Genomic DNA, 17,260 nt, shown 5'->3' on the forward strand with positions numbered 1-17,260 from the left:
TATGAATTTCGTCAATAGATCGCGCACGCGGACTTGACCGGATCCACCGGAGCCAGCCGGAGCCGGTCGGAGTTGGCCCGGGCATACGAACGCCCCCGGCCCGGTCGGCTCGGGGGCGAGGTCGGTGCGGGTGCCCTCAGGAGGCGGGGGAGCTCACGTTCGGCAGGCGACGGCGGCTCCACGCGGTCTGGATATGTGCCGCCATGGCCTGCGCGGCACCGTCGGGGTCCCGGGCCAGCAGTCGCTCGGCGACCGCGCGGTGCTCCTCGTTGGCCCGCTCGCACGCGGTCGTGTCCGGCGTGCCGTTGTACAGGAACGTCGTGCGCGCCTGGGCGTGGAGGATCCGGATGATGGAACGGCCGAGCCTGTTGTGGGACGCCTGCAGGATCCGGTCGTGGAAGGCCACATCGGTCTCGATGAAGCGCGCCGGGACGGCGGTCTCCTCGTCGAGCCGGGCGAGCAGCCTCTCGATGGCTCGCAGGTCGTCGTCGGTGGCCAGCTCCGCGGCCTGGGCCGTCATCTGGGCCTCAAGCGTCGACCGAATGTCGACCAACTGGTCGAGGACGACGAGCTGGTCGTCGTGCTGGACGGTCGCGGCGAGCACGACGGGGTCGAGAAGGTTCCACTCCTCGGGCGGGGTGACGCTGGTGCCGTAGCCCTGCCGGGCGAGGACCAGCCCCTTGGCCTCCAGGGACTTGACCGCCTCACGGATCGTGATGCGGCTGACGCCGAACGTCTCGCAGAGCTCGGGTTCCACCGGCAGGGTCGATCCCGGAGGAATGACACCCGACACAATCGAGTCGGTCAGGCTCTCCATGACGGCCTGCGCCAGTCGGGCCGGACGCTTGGGCCAGGGCTTGAGAACGGGAGACTCTCCTGCTCTGCCGGCACTGTCCTTGGCCATGCGTGTCCCCCTTGCTGATGCGGATGACGGCGAGTCTACTGCTTGGGACTTCTTGACAGCATTCGTATGACGACTTATGTTACACAAAAATTTCGCAGCAGTACTTCCTGCTCCAAGGGGTGCAAGCCGTGCGCGTTACCGAAGTCGAGTGCCATCCGGTCCGGGTGCCGGGAGCCAGTCCGCCCTTCGTCTGGCGGGACGGACTCCTCGGCAGCCCGTCCGAGGGCGAGGCCTCGGTGCTGCACATCCGCACGGACGAAGGGGTCGAGGGGGTGGCGATGGCCCCTCGGCGGGGCAGCGGCGTCATCCTGGCGGACCTGCTGGACCGCGTGCTCCGCAAGGAGTTGGTGGGGCAGGACCCGCTTCAGCGGGAATGGCTCTGGCACCGCATGTGGGAGCTGGACCGCACGGAGGAGCTACCGCTCTATCTGCTCGGGCTGGTCGACACCGCACTCTGGGACCTGGCCGGACGGCTCGCCGACCTGCCGACCTGGCAGCTGCTCGGCGGTTACCGCACCTCGATACCCGCCTACGCCTCCACCGTCACCTACTCCTCGGTGGAGGAGTACCTGGACATCGCCGACCAGGCCCTGGAGCTCGGCTACCCCGCCATCAAGCTCCACGCCTGGGGTGACGCCCGCCGCGACGCCCGCCTGTCGGTGGCTCTGCGCGAACACGTGGGGGACGACATCCCGCTGATGTTCGACGGGTCGGCGGGCTTCGACCTCCCCGACGCGATCCACCTGGGGCACGCCCTCTCGGACGCCGGCTACCTCTGGTACGAGGAGCCGATGAGGGAGTTCAGCATCACCGCGTACAAGCGCCTCGCCGACGCGGTGGCCGTTCCCCTCCTCGTGGCCGAGACCTCCGACGGGGCGCACATGAACTCGGCCGACTTCATCCAGGCCGGCGCCGCCACCTTCGGAGTCCGCGCCTCCACCCAGTTGCGCGGCGGCTTCACCGGCGCGATGCGCACCGCCCACCTCGCCGACGCCTACCGGCTGCGCGCCGAGGTGCACGGGCCGGAGATCCCCAACCGTCATCTGTGCATGGCCATCTCGAACACCACCTACTACGAGTCGCTGGTCATGGGCAACCCCATCAGCCGCGAAAGTGGCATCGACGCCCAGGGGCTCGTCCATGCCCCCACCGGTCCCGGCGTCGCCCTCCCGGCGGGCCTGGACTACCCCACCGTCCTTGAGAAGTTCGTCGACACGGAGACCGTCACCCCACCCCGGGCCTGATGTCCGGAACCCAAGGCCCGACCGCCTGCCCCGAACACCAGAACCACCCGAACGCGGCGCCTCTCACCGCTGTGCGCCATCTCCCGAGATCCGAGGTCAGTCATGAACAACGACGTTCCGGTTTCCTCCCGCCGCCAGCTCAGACACACGGCCGTCGCCGTCCTGGGCGCCGTCTCCCTGCTCGCGCTCGCTGCCTGCGGCAGCGCGGACCCCACCCCCGCGGCGACTTCCTCCCGGGCCGCGTTCAAGCCCGTCACCCAGCAGGAGGGCAGTGAGATCACGGTCTGGGCGGACGCCGGCCGTGTCCCCGGCGTGCAGGCGTACCAGAAGGCGCATCCTGACGTGAAGATGAAGATCGTCACTTACAGCGGCGACGCGAACGGGGCCAACGACCTGCAGACCAAGGTGCAGTTGTTCGACCGGACCGGCAGCGGCTGGCCCGACGTGGCCTTCAGCGCCAACGTCAACGACGGCAGCTGGGCCGCCCAGGGCAAGACGCCCTACGCCGCGCCCGTGAACAAGGGCCTGGTTCCGCTGTCGGTCCTGAACGGCTTCGCGTACGGCGCCCTGAGCCCCTGCAAGTTCGACGGCGGCACCTACTGCCTGCGCAACGACCTTGCCCAGAACGTGCTCTGGTACAACAAGGCCCTCATGGACAAGTTCGGGTACACGGCCCCGACCACCTGGGAGGAGTACCAGACTCTCGGCGAGAAGGTCGCCAAGGAACACCCCGGGTACCTGGTCGGAACCGCAGGAGACGCCTGGAGCCCGGAGGTCTACTTCTGGGCAAGCCAGTGCCCCGCCAGCACCACGACCGGGGCCAGGAAGGTCACCGTCGACCTGCAGGACCCCAAGTGCACCCGGATGGCCAAGCTGCTCGACGGTCTGATCGCCAAGGGCTCCGTCTCCAAGGACACCGTCTTCAGCGCCGGGTTCATCAAGAACCAGGCGGCCAAGGTCCTCATGCTCCCCGGCCCGTCCTGGTACGGACAGGTGCTCTTCAACTCCACGTTCAAGATCCCCAAGGGGCAGATCGCCGCTGCCGCACCGCTGAAGTTCGAGGGCGACGACAAGAACTACACCGGCAACGTCGGCGGTGGTCTGTGGTTCGTCTCCTCCCACAGCAAGAACCTCAAGGCGTCCTCCGACCTGGTCACCTGGATGACGACCTCCGACGACTACCAGGCCACCGCGGGCACCTACCCCGCGTACAAGCCGGCGGCCACCAAGTGGCTCGCCGGCCAGCTGAAGACCGGCTACTTCGCGGGCGACATCGGCCCCGCCTTCGAGGAAGCCGCGGAACTGATCTGGCCCGGCTGGTCCGCCACCCAGTACAGCCAGGAGGCGATCTACTCCTCGACCGTGATCCCGGCCCTGAACTCCGGTAAGACCCTCACCGACACCCTGGGCACCTGGCAGACGGCCATCACCGACAAGGCCAGGTCCCTCGGTTACACCGTCAACTAACGAAGCGGACCGATGACCACCCACCTCGCAACGGAACGGAGCGGCCGCCGCGGCGGCCGCTCGGCCCGCAACCCGGTCGGACGCGCCGGTTACGTCTTCGTCTCCGGATACGTCCTCCTCCTGTTCGCCTTCGGCGTCCTGCCCACCGGATACGCGGTGTGGCTGGCACTGTCCAACTCCCGCAACCAGCTCGTCGGGATCGGCAACTTCACCCGTACGTTCACCGACTACCGCTTCGGTCCGGCCTTCCTCCACATCGGCCTGTACCTGGTGATCTGGCTGGCCAGTCTGATGATCCTGGTGGTGCTGCTCTCCCTGATGCTGCACGGCCGTATGCGCAGGGCCTCCACCACTCTGCGGTTCCTGTTCTATCTGCCGGGTGCCCTCGCCGGGGTGGCGAGCGTCCTGCTCTTCCTGATCCTCCTCGACCCGGCCGCCAGCCCCGTCGGCTGGCTGCTGAAAGCCTTCGGCTGGGACACCCTCGCCCAGGTCAACGCGCCCGGCCATCTGCCTGTGCTCTTCACCGTCATCGCCTTCTGGACCGGGGCCGGCGGCTGGATCGTGGTCATGTACGGCGCGCTCAACAGCATCCCGGACGAGATCCTGGAGGCCGCCCGCATCGACGGCGCGAGCACGCTCCAGATCGCCCTGCGCATCCAGATCCCGATGATCACCAAGTGGATCGCGTACATGCTGATCCTGGCCTTCGCGGCCGGCACCCAGCTCTTCGTCGAGCCGCAGTTGGTCTCCCTCGCGAGCTGGGGCATGATCCCCGACAGCTGGTCACCGAACCAGCTCTCCTACCAGTACGCGTTCCAGGCAGGCGACTTCAACGGTGCGGCGGCACTCTCCGTCGACCTCCTCGTCCTGGGCCTCGCCTGCGCGGCGCTCGTCGTCTTCCGCACCGGTCTGTTCGACAAGGACGAAGGATGACCACAGCTCCCACGACCACGGCTCCCCGCCCAACAGCCCGCCGAACCCCGCCGCGTCACAGTGCCGGCGGCCCCACCAGCCCGAGGAAGCCCATGCGCCGGACGCGCCGCCCACGCTCACTGGCCGCCCGGCTGGCCTGGTTCATCGTGATGGGCCTGGCCGTGCTGTTCTTCTGTGTGCCGGTGGTGTGGCTCCTGCTGGCCACGACCAAGACCGACGGCCAGATCGTGCGGGACAACCCGTTCTCCTTCGGTTCCCTCACCGCGATCGCCGACGCCTGGCACCATCTCTACGCCTTCCAGGACGGCGCCATCCTCACCTGGCTGAAGAACTCGGCGCTCTACACGTTCGGCGCGCTGCTCCTGACCCTGGTGACATCGATCCCCGCCGGGTACGCGCTGGCTCTCACCCGGTTCATCGGGCGCCGGATGCTGCTGACCATCACCATGCTCGTGATGCTCATGCCGACGGCCGCGATGGTGCTGCCCCTGTACCTGGGGATGAACGCCGTGCACCTGGACGGCACGGTCTGGTCGGTGATCCTGCCCTTCTCCTTCTTCCCGTTCGGGGTCTACCTCACCTACATCTACTTCTCCTCCAACGTGCCCTCCGACCTGTTGTCCGCCGCTCGCATCGACGGCTGCTCGGAGTGGCAGGTCTTCCGGCTCATCGCGATGCCGCTGGCCAAGCCCGTGATCGCCCTGGTCGGCTTCTTCAACTTCGTCGGCAACTGGAACAACTTCTTCCTGCCGTTCGTGATGCTGCCCGACAGCTCGCAGTATCCGGCGCAGGTGGGTCTGAACAACCTGCTCGCCGCCTCACCGCTGTTCAACACCTCCAGCGGCACGGGAAACCAGATCATGCGCCCCGAACTGGCGCTGGCCACCCTGGTGACCATCGTCCCCGTGCTGATCGTGTTCCTCTTCTCCCAGCGTGCTCTCGTGGCCGGAATGCTCGCCGGCGCGACCAAGGAGTGAGGTGCGGCGGCAGCCGCACCATCGGCGCCGCCGTGTCCGACCGGCGTTCCCTGACGCCGTGTCGTACCCAGCACCACGCCGTGCGGACGGTCACGCCCGTGCGTCACCAGGCATGCCCGCGGCGAGCTGTCCGGCAACGCCGCCCGCACTCACCGGAAGGACCCCGATGAAACGGGTTGCCCAGACGATCCGCCTGCGGCCGGAGCACCGTGACCTGTATCTGCGCCTGCACTCCGCGGTCTGGCCGGGCGTCGAGGCCGCGCTGCGGGCCGCGAACATCCGTAACTACAGCATCTTCCTGCGCGAGGACACGCTGTTCGCCTACTTCGAGTACCACGGCGACGACTTCGAGGCCGACATGGCCGCGATCGGCGCCGACACGACGACCCGGGCCTGGTGGAAGCTCACCGGCCCCTGCCAGGAACCCTGGGCCGATACCGGCACCGGGGGCAACTGGTCGGACCTGACCGAGATCTGGCATCTGAGCGATCCCGGCACACCGTGACGGTCGTCCCCCCGTCCCTGACCCCTCTTCCCTCGCCCGAGCCACCTGACAACCACCCATGGCAAGGAAACGCCCAGTGAAACTTCTACGAGTCGGCGCGCCCGGCGAGGAGCGTCCCGCCGTCCGCACCGAGGAGGGCCGGCTGCTCGATCTGTCCCCCGTGACCGGCGACATCGACGGCGCTTTCCTCTCCTCGGACGGTGTCGACCGGGCCCGGGCTGCGGTGGCGGCGGGAAGTCTGCCCGAGCTCGACGTGGACGGTGTGCGGATCGGAGCACCCGTGGCCCGCCCCGGAAAGATCGTCTGTATCGGGCTGAACTACCGCGACCACGCCGCCGAGACGGGCGCGGCGATCCCCCCGCGGCCGGTGGTGTTCATGAAGGACCCGGGGACCGTGGTCGGGCCGTACGACGAGGTGCTGATCCCCCGCGGCTCGGTGAAGACCGACTGGGAGGTCGAGCTCGCGGTCGTCATCGGACGGCGGGCCCGCTACCTCGACGGTCCGGAAGCCGCGCGGTCCGTGATCGCGGGGTACGCGATCAGCCATGACGTCTCCGAGCGCGAGTTCCAGCTCGATTACTCGTCCCAGTGGGACCTTGGCAAGTCCTGCGAGACCTTCAACCCGCTCGGTCCGTGGCTGGTCACGGCCGACGAGGTGGGCGATCCGCAGGACCTCGGGCTGCACCTGAGCGTCAACGGCGTGAAGCGGCAGGACGGCCACACCGGCGACATGGTCTTCCCGGTCGGCCACATCGTGTCGTACCTGAGCCGGTACATGGTCCTGGAGCCGGGCGACGTGATCAACACCGGTACTCCCGCGGGCGTGGCCCTCGGCCTTCCCGGCACCCCCTACCTCCGCCCCGGCGACACCGTGGAGCTCTCCGTCGAGGGCCTCGGCGCCCAGCGCCAGACCTTCGGCCGAGCGTGAAAGGCGCCCCCTTGAGCAAGTCGAGTCAGTTGAGCAGCTTGAGCGGCCTGTCAGGGCTCAGGGCCGTCGTCACCGGGGGCGCGTCCGGGATCGGGCTGGCCACGTCCCGGATGCTGGCCGAGCGCGGCGCCACGGTGGCCGTCCTCGACCTCTCCCCCTCCGGTGTCCCCGAGCCGCTGATCGCCATCGAGGTCGATCTCGGCGACGACGCGTCGGTACGAGTCGCCGTGGAAGCCGCTGCCAGGCAGCTCGGTGGCCTGGACATCCTGGTCAACAACGCGGGCATCGGCGCCGTAGGGACCGTCGAGGGCAACCCGGACGCGGAGTGGCACCGCGTCCTCGACGTCAACGTCCTCGGAACGGTGCGCGCCACCCGTGCCGCCCTGCCGTATCTGCGGCGGTCGTCGCACGCGGCGGTCGTCAACACCTGCTCGATCGCGGCCACCGCGGGCCTCCCCCAGCGTGCCCTGTACTCCGCGAGCAAGGGCGCCGTGCTGTCACTGACCCTGGCGATGGCAGCGGACCACGTCCGTGAGGGCATCCGCGTCAACTGCGTGAACCCCGGCACCGCCGACACCCCCTGGGTGACCCGGCTCCTGGACGCCGCCGACGACCCGGAGGCGGAACGGGCCGCCCTCGACGCTCGTCAGCCCCTGGGCCGCCTGGTCACCGCCGACGAGGTGGCGGCGGCCGTGGTCTATCTGGCGAGCCCCGCCGCGGCCTCCGTCACCGGCATCGCCCTGGCCGTCGACGGTGGCATGCAGGGGCTCCGGCCGCGCCTGGCGGTCGGCTCATGAGAGCGACCGCGCTGGGCACCACCGGCGTCAGGGTCACCGAGCTGTCGTTCGGGGCCGCCGCCCTCGGCAACCTCTTCCGCCCGGTCACCGAGGAAGCTGCGTCCGCCGCGGTGGAGGCGGCCTGGAGCGCGGGCGTGCGCACCTTCGACACCGCCCCGCACTACGGACTCGGGCTGTCCGAACGCCGCCTGGGCGCCGCACTGCGCGACCACGACCGCGACACGTACACCGTCTCCACCAAGGTCGGGCGGCTGCTCGAACCCCACCCGGAGGGCTGCCTCGGTGACGATCTCGCCCACGGCTTCGCCGTGCCCGCCACCCACCGCCGGGTCTGGGACTTCAGCTCCGACGGCGTGCTGCGCTCCCTGGAAGCGAGCCTGGACCGCCTCGGCCTGGACCGGGTGGACATCGCCCTGCTGCACGACCCTGACCAACACGCCGAACAGGCCCTCACCGAGGCCTACCCGGCGCTGGAACGGCTGCGCGGCGAAGGCGTCGTCAAGGCGATCGGCATCGGGGTGAACCAGTGCGCGCTCCCCGCCCGCTTCCTGCGCGAGACCGACATCGACGTGGTGCTGCTCGCCGGCCGCTACACCCTGCTGGAGCAGGAAGGGCTCGCGGAGGTACTGCCGGAGGCCGCAGCCCGCGGCAGGAGTGTCATCGTCGGCGGGGTGTTCAACTCGGGTCTGCTCACCGACCCCAAGCCCGGGGCCACATACGACTACGCACCCGCCCCACCAGCCGTACTGGACCGGGCACTTCGCATGAAGGCGGTCACCGAACGCCACGGCGTACCGCTGCGCGCAGCCGCTCTGCGCTTCCCGCTCGGCCATCCGGCGGTCGCGAGCGTACTGTCCGGCGCGCGCTCCGCCGAGGAGGTCCGCGACACGGTGGACCAGCTGCGGCGAACGGTTCCGGCCGCGCTCTGGGACGGACTGCGCGCCGAGGGGCTGCTGCCCCCACAAGTCCCCGTCCCTGTAACCGCACCGGTCGAAGAAGCCGATCGGCCGAGGGACGAGCCGAGGAGTCGTGGAGGTGACCGCCATGAACCTGGGGGCGAACACCGCTGAGGGCGTCATCGACGCACACCACCACGTGTGGGACCTCTCCGTCCGCGACCAGGGCTGGATCACCGGACGTGAACTCGCCCCGCTGCGCCGCGACTTCCTGCTCGCCGACCTGGAACCCGAGGCCCGGGCCGCCGGCGTCACCGCGACGGTCCTGGTCCAGACGATCGACGTTCCGCAGGAGACGCCCGAGTTCCTGGCGTTGGCCCGGGACAGCGACATGGTGGCCGGCGTCGTGGGCTGGACCGACCTGACCTCCCCGGATGTCGCCCGTGCGCTCGCCGCGCTGCGCGAGGGGCTGGGTGGCGAGTACCTGGTGGGCATCCGCCACCAGGTACAGGGCGAATCCGACCCTCGCTGGCTGCTACGGCCGGACGTGCTGCGCGGGCTCGCCGCGGTGGCCGAGGCGGGGCTCGTCTACGACCTGGTCGTCAGGCCCCACCAGCTCGCGGCGGCCCACGAGACCGCCCAACTGCTCCCCGGTCTCACCTTCGTGCTCGATCACGCGGGCAAACCCCCTGTCGCCTCTGGCGAGTTGCGTCCGTGGGCGGAAGCGGTGCGCCTGCTGGCCTCCCTGCCCAACACCGTCTGCAAGCTCTCCGGCCTGGTGACCGAGGCCGACCGGGAGGAGTGGAGCGTCGAGGACCTACGGCCGTACGCGGACACCGTGCTGGACGCCTTCGGACCGCGGCGGCTGATGTTCGGCTCCGACTGGCCCGTCTGCCGCCTGGCCGCCACCTACGCCGAAGTCGTCTCCGCAGCAGGGGAGTTGACGGCCGCACTTCATCCCGCCGAACGCCACGAGGTCTTCGCCCGAACCGCCCTGCGGACCTACGGCCTGACCGTCACCGGCTCCTCCGGGGCCGATCAGGAAGCACCGTGCGCATAGTTCTCCCTGGGCGGCGGACGCGGCCGAGGCGAACGCCATCGTCACGCGTCTGGTCCGGGCGACCGGCGAGAGCGCGGTCGTCAGGGTCAAGTCGCTGGCGACCCAGGAGATCGGCATCAACGAGGCGCTCGCCGAAGCGGGCGTCCGCGCCCACGAGACCGATCTCGCCGAACTGATCGTGCGGTTGGGCGGCGACCGGCCCTCGCACATCCTCGTACCGGCCATGCACCGGAGCCGTTCCGAGATCCGCGAGATCTTCCGGCAGCAGATGGCGGAGTGGGGCCGGTGATCAATCGGGCGGTTTCCTCCTGGGGCCGTTTCCTGGCTCCATCGCTCACTCACCCACCGGCCGGAATCTGCACAGCCTCCGCTACCCGGCCGGTCTCGGCCGGCAGCCCAGTGGACCGCGGCCCATGCCGCCGCAAGCAGCGGATGAATCGCCTCGGACATGCCGTCAGCCTGGACCCGGCCGCGCCGCCCTGGCCCCTGTACGGCCCCTGGGTCCTGGCATCGCACCTCAGGGCAGGCGCCGCCCGGCCGCCGAACCCGACCTCGATCACCCGCTCCACCGCAGGTTCAGAGGCGTCGAAGCTCCCCCGCGCCGTCCCTCCGCCTCGCCGGGGATTCGGAACGTCAGTCGGCTGTCTCCCGTGCTGCCCAGTCGCGGATGAGGCCGATCGCGCGATCGGTCCGCTCCTCGTGAAGGTAGTGGCCGGTGTTCGGCCAGTGCTCGACGCGTGAGCCGGGCACCCGCAGCGTTCCGCGTTCCCACGCGGCGGCCTGCGCGGAGGTCCAGACGGTCAGCGCCGGCTGGGGGCGGCGGCGCAGATACGCCTCGCTGTGCGGGCGGACACCCACCGCGCCGTGGTTGGTGTACATCCCCGCGTAGGTCTGGGCGATCACATGGTCCGGCGTACCGAGCATGGTGCGGACGTGCGCGGTGCGCAGGCCGGGCGGGGCCTGCGGCGAGAACGCGTCGGCCACGAAGTCGGCGGCCGCGCGGGCCCCGTGCTGCTCGTACTCGGCGAGCCGGGCGGGGATCTGCTCGACCTCGGCGCCGTCCGCGCCGTGGGCCGGGTCGAGGGCGATGACCGAGCGGACGTGGTGCGGGTGGCGGACGGCGAGCAGGTTGACCACCTGGCCGCCCATCGAGTGTCCGACGGCGGTCACCGGTCCGGTACCCGAGGCGTCGATCAGCGCCGCGAGGTCGGCGGCCATCTCCGCCGGGGTGTTGCCCGCGTCCAACACCTCGGAACGGCCGTGGCCGCGCAGGTCGGGGACGAGGACGCGGAACCGGCCGGCGAGCGCCTCGCCGTGCGGTGACCACTCCCTCCCGTCGCCGCCCCAGCCGTGGACCAGGAGCAGAGCGGGGGCGTCCGGCGGGCCGAGGTCGGTGGAGAAGAGGCGGATACGGCCGAGGTCGAGAAGGGTCATGAGAGGTGGTCCGGTTCGGTGCGGTAGGTGGCGTGGGTGAAGTCCGCGTGGACGCCCGCGCCGTCGAGGTCCTGGACCCACAGTCCCAGCATGGCGCCCGTGAAGCCGAGGACCCTCAGCTGTCCGTCGTGGAATTCGTCGGCGTGCTCGTCCGACAGGACGGTGGCGTCGAGACACGGTCCCAGTGGCCGGATACCTCTGCGGCCGGTGTCGTACGAGAAGTGCAGATCAGAACCGTCGAGTTCGGCACGCAACAGGACGGGGTGCCCGGCTTCGATCGGGATGACGGGAGGGTGCGCGGTGAGCTTTCCGGCCGCACAGCTCAGGGCTCGCAGTACGGGGGATCCGTCGTCCTCGGCGGTGACGTACAGGTAGTGCCAGTTGCGGGTGTTGTAGTAGGCGGTGAGTCCGGCCAGGTGGTCGGGCGTACGAGGGGTGAAGGTCAGTGCGGTCTCGAAGGAGCAGTTCCGGGCCGTCACCCGGCGGGCGACCAGGCTGGGGGTGCGGCGGCCGGCCGGGGACTGGCCGCCCCGGATACGGAGCCGCCCCGATGCCGGTTCGATCCACTCGGGGCCGGCGGGGCGGCGCAGGGTCGACCAGTCGGGTCCGAGGGCCGGAGCGTCGAAGTGGTCCGTCACTGGAGGTTCGAGGACAGGGGCGGGCATGAGGTCCGGTGCCGGAACCGTGACGGCCGGGATCGCGCCCGCGATGCGTGGCCAGCCGTCCTCGGTCCAGGTCACGGGTTGCAGAGCGGTCTCCCGGCCGAGCACACAGCGTCCGCGCTCGGTCTGGGGGCGGGCGGTGATGTGGGCCGCGTACCACTGGTCCGTCGGCGTCCGGACCAGCGAGCAGTGGCCGGCTTTCTGGAGTTCCAGCGTCGCATCGTGCCGGGAGGTGAGCAGGGGTCCGGCCGGGTCGGGCTCGTACAGGCCGAGCAGTTCGCGGGAGCGGGCGACGGCCGCCCCATGCTCGTAGCCGGTGCCGCCTTCGGCGTGCACCAAGTAGTACCAGCCGTCCCGGTGGTACAGGTGCGGGCCCTCGGCGACCCCGGCGGCGGTGCCCACGGAGATCGTCCGGACCTCACCGAGCAGGGCGTGTGCCGCGCGGTCGTACTCCTGGATTTCGATGCCCGCGAACGACTCGTGCTCGGGCCTCCAGTCGTAGCGCATGTTCAGCAGCCAGCTCCGGCCGTCGTGGTCGTGGAACAGAGAGACGTCGAAGCCCCGCCCGTGCAGCGGTACCGGGTCGGACCACGGGCCCTCGATGGCGGGGGCGGTGGTGACGAAGTTGGGCAGGTCCTTCCAGCCCTCGGCATACGTGTCGACGACGGTGAAGACGAGGTGGAACAGGCCGTCGACGTACGACAGTCCGGGCGCCCAGATGCCTCCGGAGTCGGGGACGCCCGTCAGGTCGAGGAGTCGGGTGCTGTCCAGGATCCCGCCCAGGGAGCGCCAGTTGACGAGGTCGCGGGAGTGGTGGACGCGTACGCCCGGGTACCACTCGAAGGTGGACGTGGCGAGGTAGAAGTCGTCGCCGACCCGCAGGATCGCCGGGTCGGGTTCGAAGCCGCGCAGGACGGGGTTGTGGATCACACGTACCTCACTTGAGGCTGCCCATGAGGATTCCGCTGCGCCAGTACTTCTGGAGCGAGAACATGAAGACGGCGAGCGGCACGATGGACAGCAGCGATCCGGTCAGGACGAGGGTGTTCATGTCCCGGGCGTTCTGGGCCTGTTGGAGCCAGGAGTACAGGCCCAGGCTGACGGGGAAGGTCCGCTCTCCGGTGAGCATGAACAGGGGCAGGAAGAAGTTGTTCCAGATGTCGATGAAGACGAGCATGAAGATGGTGACGCCGCCGGTGCGCATCAGCCGCAGCGCCACCGCCCAGAAGATCCGCAGCTCGCTCGCGCCGTCGATACGGGCGGCCTCCATCAGCTCGGTGGGCACGGAGCTGTCCGCGTACACCTTGCCCAGGTAGACCGCGAACGGGTTGATGAAGTACGGGATGAGCACCGACCAGATGGTGTTGGTCAGGCCGATCTTCGCGAAGACGAGATAGAGCGGGAACGCCAGCAGGGTGCTCGGCAGCAGCGAGGCTCCGACGATGACCGCGAACAGCGCGCCCCGGCCCCGGAACTCGAACTTCGACATCGCGTAACCGGCGGCGAGCGAGATGAGCGTGCAGCCCGCCGCGCCGAGCGTCGAGTACAGGATCGAGTTGCCCATCCAGCGGGTGAACACCCCGTCGTGGTAGGTCCAGATGCCCTTGAGGTTGCCGGTCAGGTGGTTGTCGGAGAACCACAGGCCGAAGGTGGAATAGAGGTCGGTCTGGTTCTTGGTCGCGGAGACGATCAGGAACCAGGTGGGGGCGAGCGAGTACAGCACGAAGAGGACCAGCAGCCCCGTGGTGAGGGCCACCGCCCGGCGGGTGGGGCGCGCTCCGCCCCCGGTGGTGACGCCGCTCATGACACCTTCCTGTTCGTGACGTGGTAGAAGACGAAGGCGAGGATTCCGGTGACCACGGCCAGGACCAGCGACTCGGCCGCGGCGTACTGGTAGTTGCCGGTCTTGAACGCCTTGTCGTAGATCTCCATCATCGGCGTGAAGTCGGTGTTGATCGACTCCGGTGCGATCTGCCGCAGCATCAGCGGTTCGGCGAACAGCTGGAGCCGGCCGATCAGGGAGAACATGCCCGTCAGGACCAGGATGCCGGTGATGTTGGGGATCTTGACGGACCAGGCGATGCGCCACTCCCGGGCCCCGTCGAGCCGTGCCGCCTCGTACAGCTCACGCGGCAGCGCCTGCAACGCGGCGGAGATCAGGATCATGTTGAAGCCGACGCCCTGCCAGGTGAGCAGATTGCCCAGGGAGAGGTAGGTGTTCAGGCCGCCGAAGAAGTCGATGTCCGCGCCGGCCCGGTGGGCCATGTCCAGCAGCGGGGAGCCGGTCGGGCTGTAGAGGAACAGCCACATCACGGTCGACACCACGGCGGGCACGACGTACGGGATGAGCAGCGCCGCCCGGAAGAACCGCACCGCGCGGGCTGCCACCCCGTCCAGGAGCAGGGCGAGCAGCAGGGACAGCCCGAGCATCACCGTGAGCTGCGCCGTGCCGAACAGCAGGGTGCGCAGCATGCTCGACCAGAAGGCGCCGTCGCCCAGGACCCCGGAGAAGTTGGCGAAGCCGCTGAAGACGACCCGGGTCGGGCCGAAGCCGAGACCACTGCTCTTCTTCTCGTACAGGCTCTGGCTGAGGGCGTAGCCGATCGGTACGACATAGGTGGCCACGAAGCCCAGCAGAAAGGGCAGCGCGAAGAGCAGCCCGTTGCGGGCTCCCCTTCTCCGGGGCCGGGGGGAGGAGCGCCGGCCCGGGGAGCCGGTGGCGACCTTCGCGGGTCGCGTGAGGGTGGACACGGGTGTCTCCAGGGATGGGTCCTGCGGGGTGGGGTCAGCTGCCGGCGACGGCCTTGATGCCCTTGGACTTCAGGTCGTCCAGGGTCCACTTCTGCAGTGAGGCGAGCATGTCCTTCACCTTGAGCTGCTTGTTCATGACCTTGCCCCACTGCTTCTGCATCTCGGAGTACATGGACGCGTAGTCGGGCCCGTACTGCCACTGGTCGCCGACCCGGGCGGCGGCCGTGGTGATCACCTGCGCGCTGTCCGACTTCCCGTTGAACATGTCGGTCGGGATGATCTTGTCGACGTACGGCGAGACGTCCTTGACGGCGGGAAAGAGGCCGGACTTGGAGGCGGGGTCGGTGAGCGTCGTCAGCGACTCCTTGCTGCTGGACAGCCAGGCGGCGAACTCGGCGGCGCGGTCGGGGTACTTGCAGCCCTTGAGGACGGCGGTGGTGTCGAAGTTGCTGGACGTGCGCGGCTGGGCGGTGTCGAAGACGGGTGCGTCGGCGAGCTGCCACTTGCCCTTCGACTTGGGGAAGTTGGTGTCGTAGATCGGCAGCTGCCAGGTGGAGGTGGTCATCGCGATCGTCTTGCCGAGGTCCCAGGTCTTGAAGACGCCCGGGTCGGCGTACGAGGCGTTGGACGCGAGGTCGTTGTCCACCAGCTGCTGGACGACGTCACCGGCCCTCAGGGCCGCGGGCGAGGTGAGGCCGATGACCCAGTGGTCGCCGTCGACCTTGTACCACTGCGCGCCCGCCTGCCAGGACAGGTCCACGAGGGTACTGGGGTCCTCACCCGCCATGTTGAAGATCTTGACGTTCTTGTTCTGCTTCTGGGCCTTCTTGCCGGCGGCGATCAGGTCGTCCCAGGTCTTGGGTGCCACGATGCCGTACTTCTGGAAGAGGTCGGCCCGGTAGGCGGTGAACAGCGGCGAGGAGCCGGCCGGGATGCCGAAGGTGGTGCCGCCGGGGCTGACCGCGTTCCACGCCGGTGCGGTGTACGCGCTCCTGTACTTGGCCGCCACCTTGGTGATGTCGGTCAGCAGGCCGTCGGCGGCGAAGTTCGCCAGGTTCATTCCGTCCATCTTCGACAGACAGGGCGCGGTGCCCGCGTTCACCGCGGCCCGCAGTTTCTGGTAGGCGGAGTCGCCGGCCACGTTGACGAACGTGACCTGGGTGTCGGGGTGCTCCTTGTTCCACACCTTGGTCTGGGCCTCGATGCCCTCGGTCCAGCTCCAGAACTGCAGCGTGACCTTGCCCTTCGTGCTCTTGCCGGCGGAGTCGGAGTCACCGCCGCCACCACAGGCGGCGAGCAGGACGGACAGGGACGCCACGGTGGCCACCGAGGCGAGAGCTCTGGTACGGAACAGGGACATCGGCCCTCCACACAGGGAACTGGACGGCGCTCGCGGTGGGGGAACCGGCGCGGTCGGATAGTAATCGTTTGCCGTGGACCGTAAGACGGGAGACGTGCGGACCACAAGAGGCTCCGATGGGATTGTTTCGTCAAACTTTCCAGAACGTTACCTAACTACCATTTTGGCCTGGGTAATCACGCCATCTCAACACGTTCCGTATCCATTCATGTCGATCAAGTGACGTTGTTTTGAATGTTGACCTCCCCCGTGGTGGCTCCGTAGCTTGGAATACGTTTACTTAAAGAGCAGGAGTGCCATGTCCACGTCCCCGCTGCCCGCCACCGTGTTCGCGATGAACCCGGTACATCTGCCCGAGCTCTTCCCGCCATCCCTCATGGTCCGGCTGCAGGAGCTGGCGACGATCGAACCGGGCCTCGTCGTCCAGGACTTCACGGATCCCGCGGCGGCCCGCGCACTGGCTCGGGCCGAGGTGCTGATCACCGGCTGGGGCTGTCCTCACATCGGTGCGGAGGTGCTGGACACGGCTCCCCGGCTACGTGCCGTCCTGCACACGGGTGGCAGCGTACGCAGCATGGTCGGGGACGCCTTCTGGGACCGCGGGCTGACCATCTCCAGTGCGGTCGACGCCAACGCACTGCCCGTCGCGGAGTACACGCTCGCCGCGATCCTGCTCGCCGGGAAGGACGCCTTCGGGCTTCGCGAACGCTTCCGCGCCGAGCGAGTCCACCCGGCTCCCGGCGACTACGCCACGGTCGGCAACCTCGGCCGCCGGGTCGGGATCGTCGGCGCCTCCCGGGTGGGCCGCCGCGTGCTGGAACTTCTGCGGCCCTTCGACCTCTCGGTCAGCCTGTACGACCCGTACGTGGCCGACAGCGACGCCCGGGCGCTCGGCGCCGTACCGCTGCCCCTCGACGAACTGCTCCGCACCAGCGACGTGGTCAGCGTGCACGCGCCCGACACCCCTGAGACGTACCGGATGCTCAGCCGTGACGGGCTCGCCCTGATCCCCGACGGGGGTGTGCTGATCAACACCGCGCGGGGCGCCCTCGTCGACACCGAAGCCCTCACGGACGAGCTGGTCTCCGGCCGGATCAGCGCCGTACTGGACGTGACCGAACCGGAGCCGCTCCCCGTCGACTCCCCTCTGTACCGCCTGCCCAACGTCTTCCTCACCCCGCACATCGCCGGTTCTCTCGGCAACGAGCTGGCGCGCCTCGGCGGCGCGGTCGTGGCGGAACTCGAACGCCTCGTGGCCGGCCTCGAACCGGCCCACGCCGTGCGCCGGGCCGAGCTGGCCATCAGCGCCTGATTCTCCGCTCACCGGGCCGCCGCCCCGCAG

16 protein-coding genes and 1 pseudogene are annotated in these 17,260 nt (G+C 69.3%); 11 read left to right on the forward strand and 6 right to left on the reverse strand.

All coding sequences use genetic code 11. The features are described from left to right. Positions 1-136: 136 nt before the first annotated feature. Entirely contained in the window at positions 137-904 is a 768-nt protein-coding gene (locus tag OHN74_RS04455) for a FadR/GntR family transcriptional regulator (RefSeq protein WP_327693206.1), read from the reverse strand. Between the two features lie 128 nt (positions 905-1,032). Between OHN74_RS04455 and OHN74_RS04460 the strand changes: the two genes are divergently transcribed. From OHN74_RS04460 to OHN74_RS04505, 10 genes and pseudogenes are all read left to right on the forward strand, one after another. Beyond that, positions 1,033-2,148, forward strand: coding sequence for an enolase C-terminal domain-like protein (locus OHN74_RS04460; protein WP_327693207.1), 1,116 nt, complete (start codon positions 1,033-1,035; stop codon positions 2,146-2,148). A 102-nt stretch (positions 2,149-2,250) separates the two neighbouring features. Continuing rightward, on the forward strand, positions 2,251-3,615 hold the full coding sequence (locus tag OHN74_RS04465) for an ABC transporter substrate-binding protein (protein ID WP_327693208.1): 1,365 nt from the start codon (positions 2,251-2,253) through the stop codon (positions 3,613-3,615). A 12-nt stretch (positions 3,616-3,627) separates the two neighbouring features. After that, positions 3,628-4,548 carry a carbohydrate ABC transporter permease gene (locus OHN74_RS04470; RefSeq protein WP_327693210.1) on the forward strand — a complete coding sequence of 307 codons (921 nt, stop codon included), beginning with the start codon at positions 3,628-3,630 and terminating at the stop codon, positions 4,546-4,548. Positions 4,549-4,640: 92 nt separating this feature from the next. After that, positions 4,641-5,525 carry a carbohydrate ABC transporter permease gene (locus OHN74_RS04475; RefSeq protein WP_327693211.1) on the forward strand — a complete coding sequence of 295 codons (885 nt, stop codon included), beginning with the start codon at positions 4,641-4,643 and terminating at the stop codon, positions 5,523-5,525. Positions 5,526-5,691: 166 nt separating this feature from the next. Continuing rightward, positions 5,692-6,030 (forward strand): L-rhamnose mutarotase, encoded by a 339-nt coding sequence (locus tag OHN74_RS04480; RefSeq protein WP_327693212.1) that lies wholly within the window; start codon positions 5,692-5,694, stop codon positions 6,028-6,030. A 76-nt stretch (positions 6,031-6,106) separates the two neighbouring features. Then, on the forward strand, positions 6,107-6,958 hold the full coding sequence (locus tag OHN74_RS04485; RefSeq protein WP_327693213.1) for a fumarylacetoacetate hydrolase family protein: 852 nt from the start codon (positions 6,107-6,109) through the stop codon (positions 6,956-6,958). Between the two features lie 38 nt (positions 6,959-6,996). Continuing rightward, positions 6,997-7,755, forward strand: a complete 759-nt coding sequence (locus OHN74_RS04490; protein ID WP_327699982.1) for an SDR family NAD(P)-dependent oxidoreductase — start codon at positions 6,997-6,999, stop codon at positions 7,753-7,755. After that, positions 7,752-8,825: an aldo/keto reductase gene (locus OHN74_RS04495; protein WP_327693214.1), complete on the forward strand. Its 1,074-nt coding sequence runs from the start codon at positions 7,752-7,754 to the stop codon at positions 8,823-8,825. The genes OHN74_RS04490 and OHN74_RS04495 overlap by 4 nt, the downstream gene beginning before the upstream one ends. Further along, positions 8,800-9,711 (forward strand): amidohydrolase family protein, encoded by a 912-nt coding sequence (locus tag OHN74_RS04500; RefSeq protein ID WP_327699983.1) that lies wholly within the window; start codon positions 8,800-8,802, stop codon positions 9,709-9,711. Before OHN74_RS04495 ends, OHN74_RS04500 begins: the two co-directional genes overlap by 26 nt. A 7-nt stretch (positions 9,712-9,718) precedes the next feature. After that, positions 9,719-9,997: pseudogene (locus tag OHN74_RS04505) on the forward strand ((4Fe-4S)-binding protein); the annotation flags it as partial. A gap of 347 nt (positions 9,998-10,344) precedes the next feature. On the opposite strand, the gene OHN74_RS04510 reads toward OHN74_RS04505, so the two are convergent. Genes OHN74_RS04510 through OHN74_RS04530 form a run of 5 tightly spaced genes read right to left on the reverse strand, consistent with a single transcriptional unit; the run spans position 10,345 to position 15,918 of the window. Continuing rightward, the gene (locus tag OHN74_RS04510; RefSeq protein ID WP_327693215.1) at positions 10,345-11,145 is read right to left on the reverse strand and encodes an alpha/beta fold hydrolase; all 801 of its coding nucleotides are present in this window, start codon (positions 11,143-11,145) and stop codon (positions 10,345-10,347) included. Next, positions 11,142-12,737 carry a glycoside hydrolase family 43 protein gene (locus OHN74_RS04515; RefSeq protein WP_327693216.1) on the reverse strand — a complete coding sequence of 532 codons (1,596 nt, stop codon included), beginning with the start codon at positions 12,735-12,737 and terminating at the stop codon, positions 11,142-11,144. Before OHN74_RS04515 ends, OHN74_RS04510 begins: the two co-directional genes overlap by 4 nt. Before the next feature lie 7 nt (positions 12,738-12,744). Further along, complete coding sequence (locus OHN74_RS04520) at positions 12,745-13,611, reverse strand: carbohydrate ABC transporter permease (protein ID WP_327693217.1); 867 nt, start codon at positions 13,609-13,611, stop codon at positions 12,745-12,747. After that, the gene (locus tag OHN74_RS04525; RefSeq protein ID WP_327693218.1) at positions 13,608-14,558 is read right to left on the reverse strand and encodes a carbohydrate ABC transporter permease; all 951 of its coding nucleotides are present in this window, start codon (positions 14,556-14,558) and stop codon (positions 13,608-13,610) included. The genes OHN74_RS04520 and OHN74_RS04525 overlap by 4 nt, the downstream gene beginning before the upstream one ends. Before the next feature lie 34 nt (positions 14,559-14,592). Continuing rightward, on the reverse strand, positions 14,593-15,918 hold the full coding sequence (locus tag OHN74_RS04530) for an ABC transporter substrate-binding protein (protein WP_327693219.1): 1,326 nt from the start codon (positions 15,916-15,918) through the stop codon (positions 14,593-14,595). Positions 15,919-16,216: 298 nt separating this feature from the next. On the opposite strand from OHN74_RS04530, the gene OHN74_RS04535 reads away from it, so the two are divergent. Next, positions 16,217-17,230 (forward strand): hydroxyacid dehydrogenase, encoded by a 1,014-nt coding sequence (locus OHN74_RS04535; RefSeq protein ID WP_327693220.1) that lies wholly within the window; start codon positions 16,217-16,219, stop codon positions 17,228-17,230. Positions 17,231-17,260 lie beyond the last annotated feature (30 nt).

It is taken from the genome of Streptomyces sp. NBC_00459 (assembly GCF_036013955.1).
GTDB lineage: Bacteria > Actinomycetota > Actinomycetes > Streptomycetales > Streptomycetaceae > Streptomyces.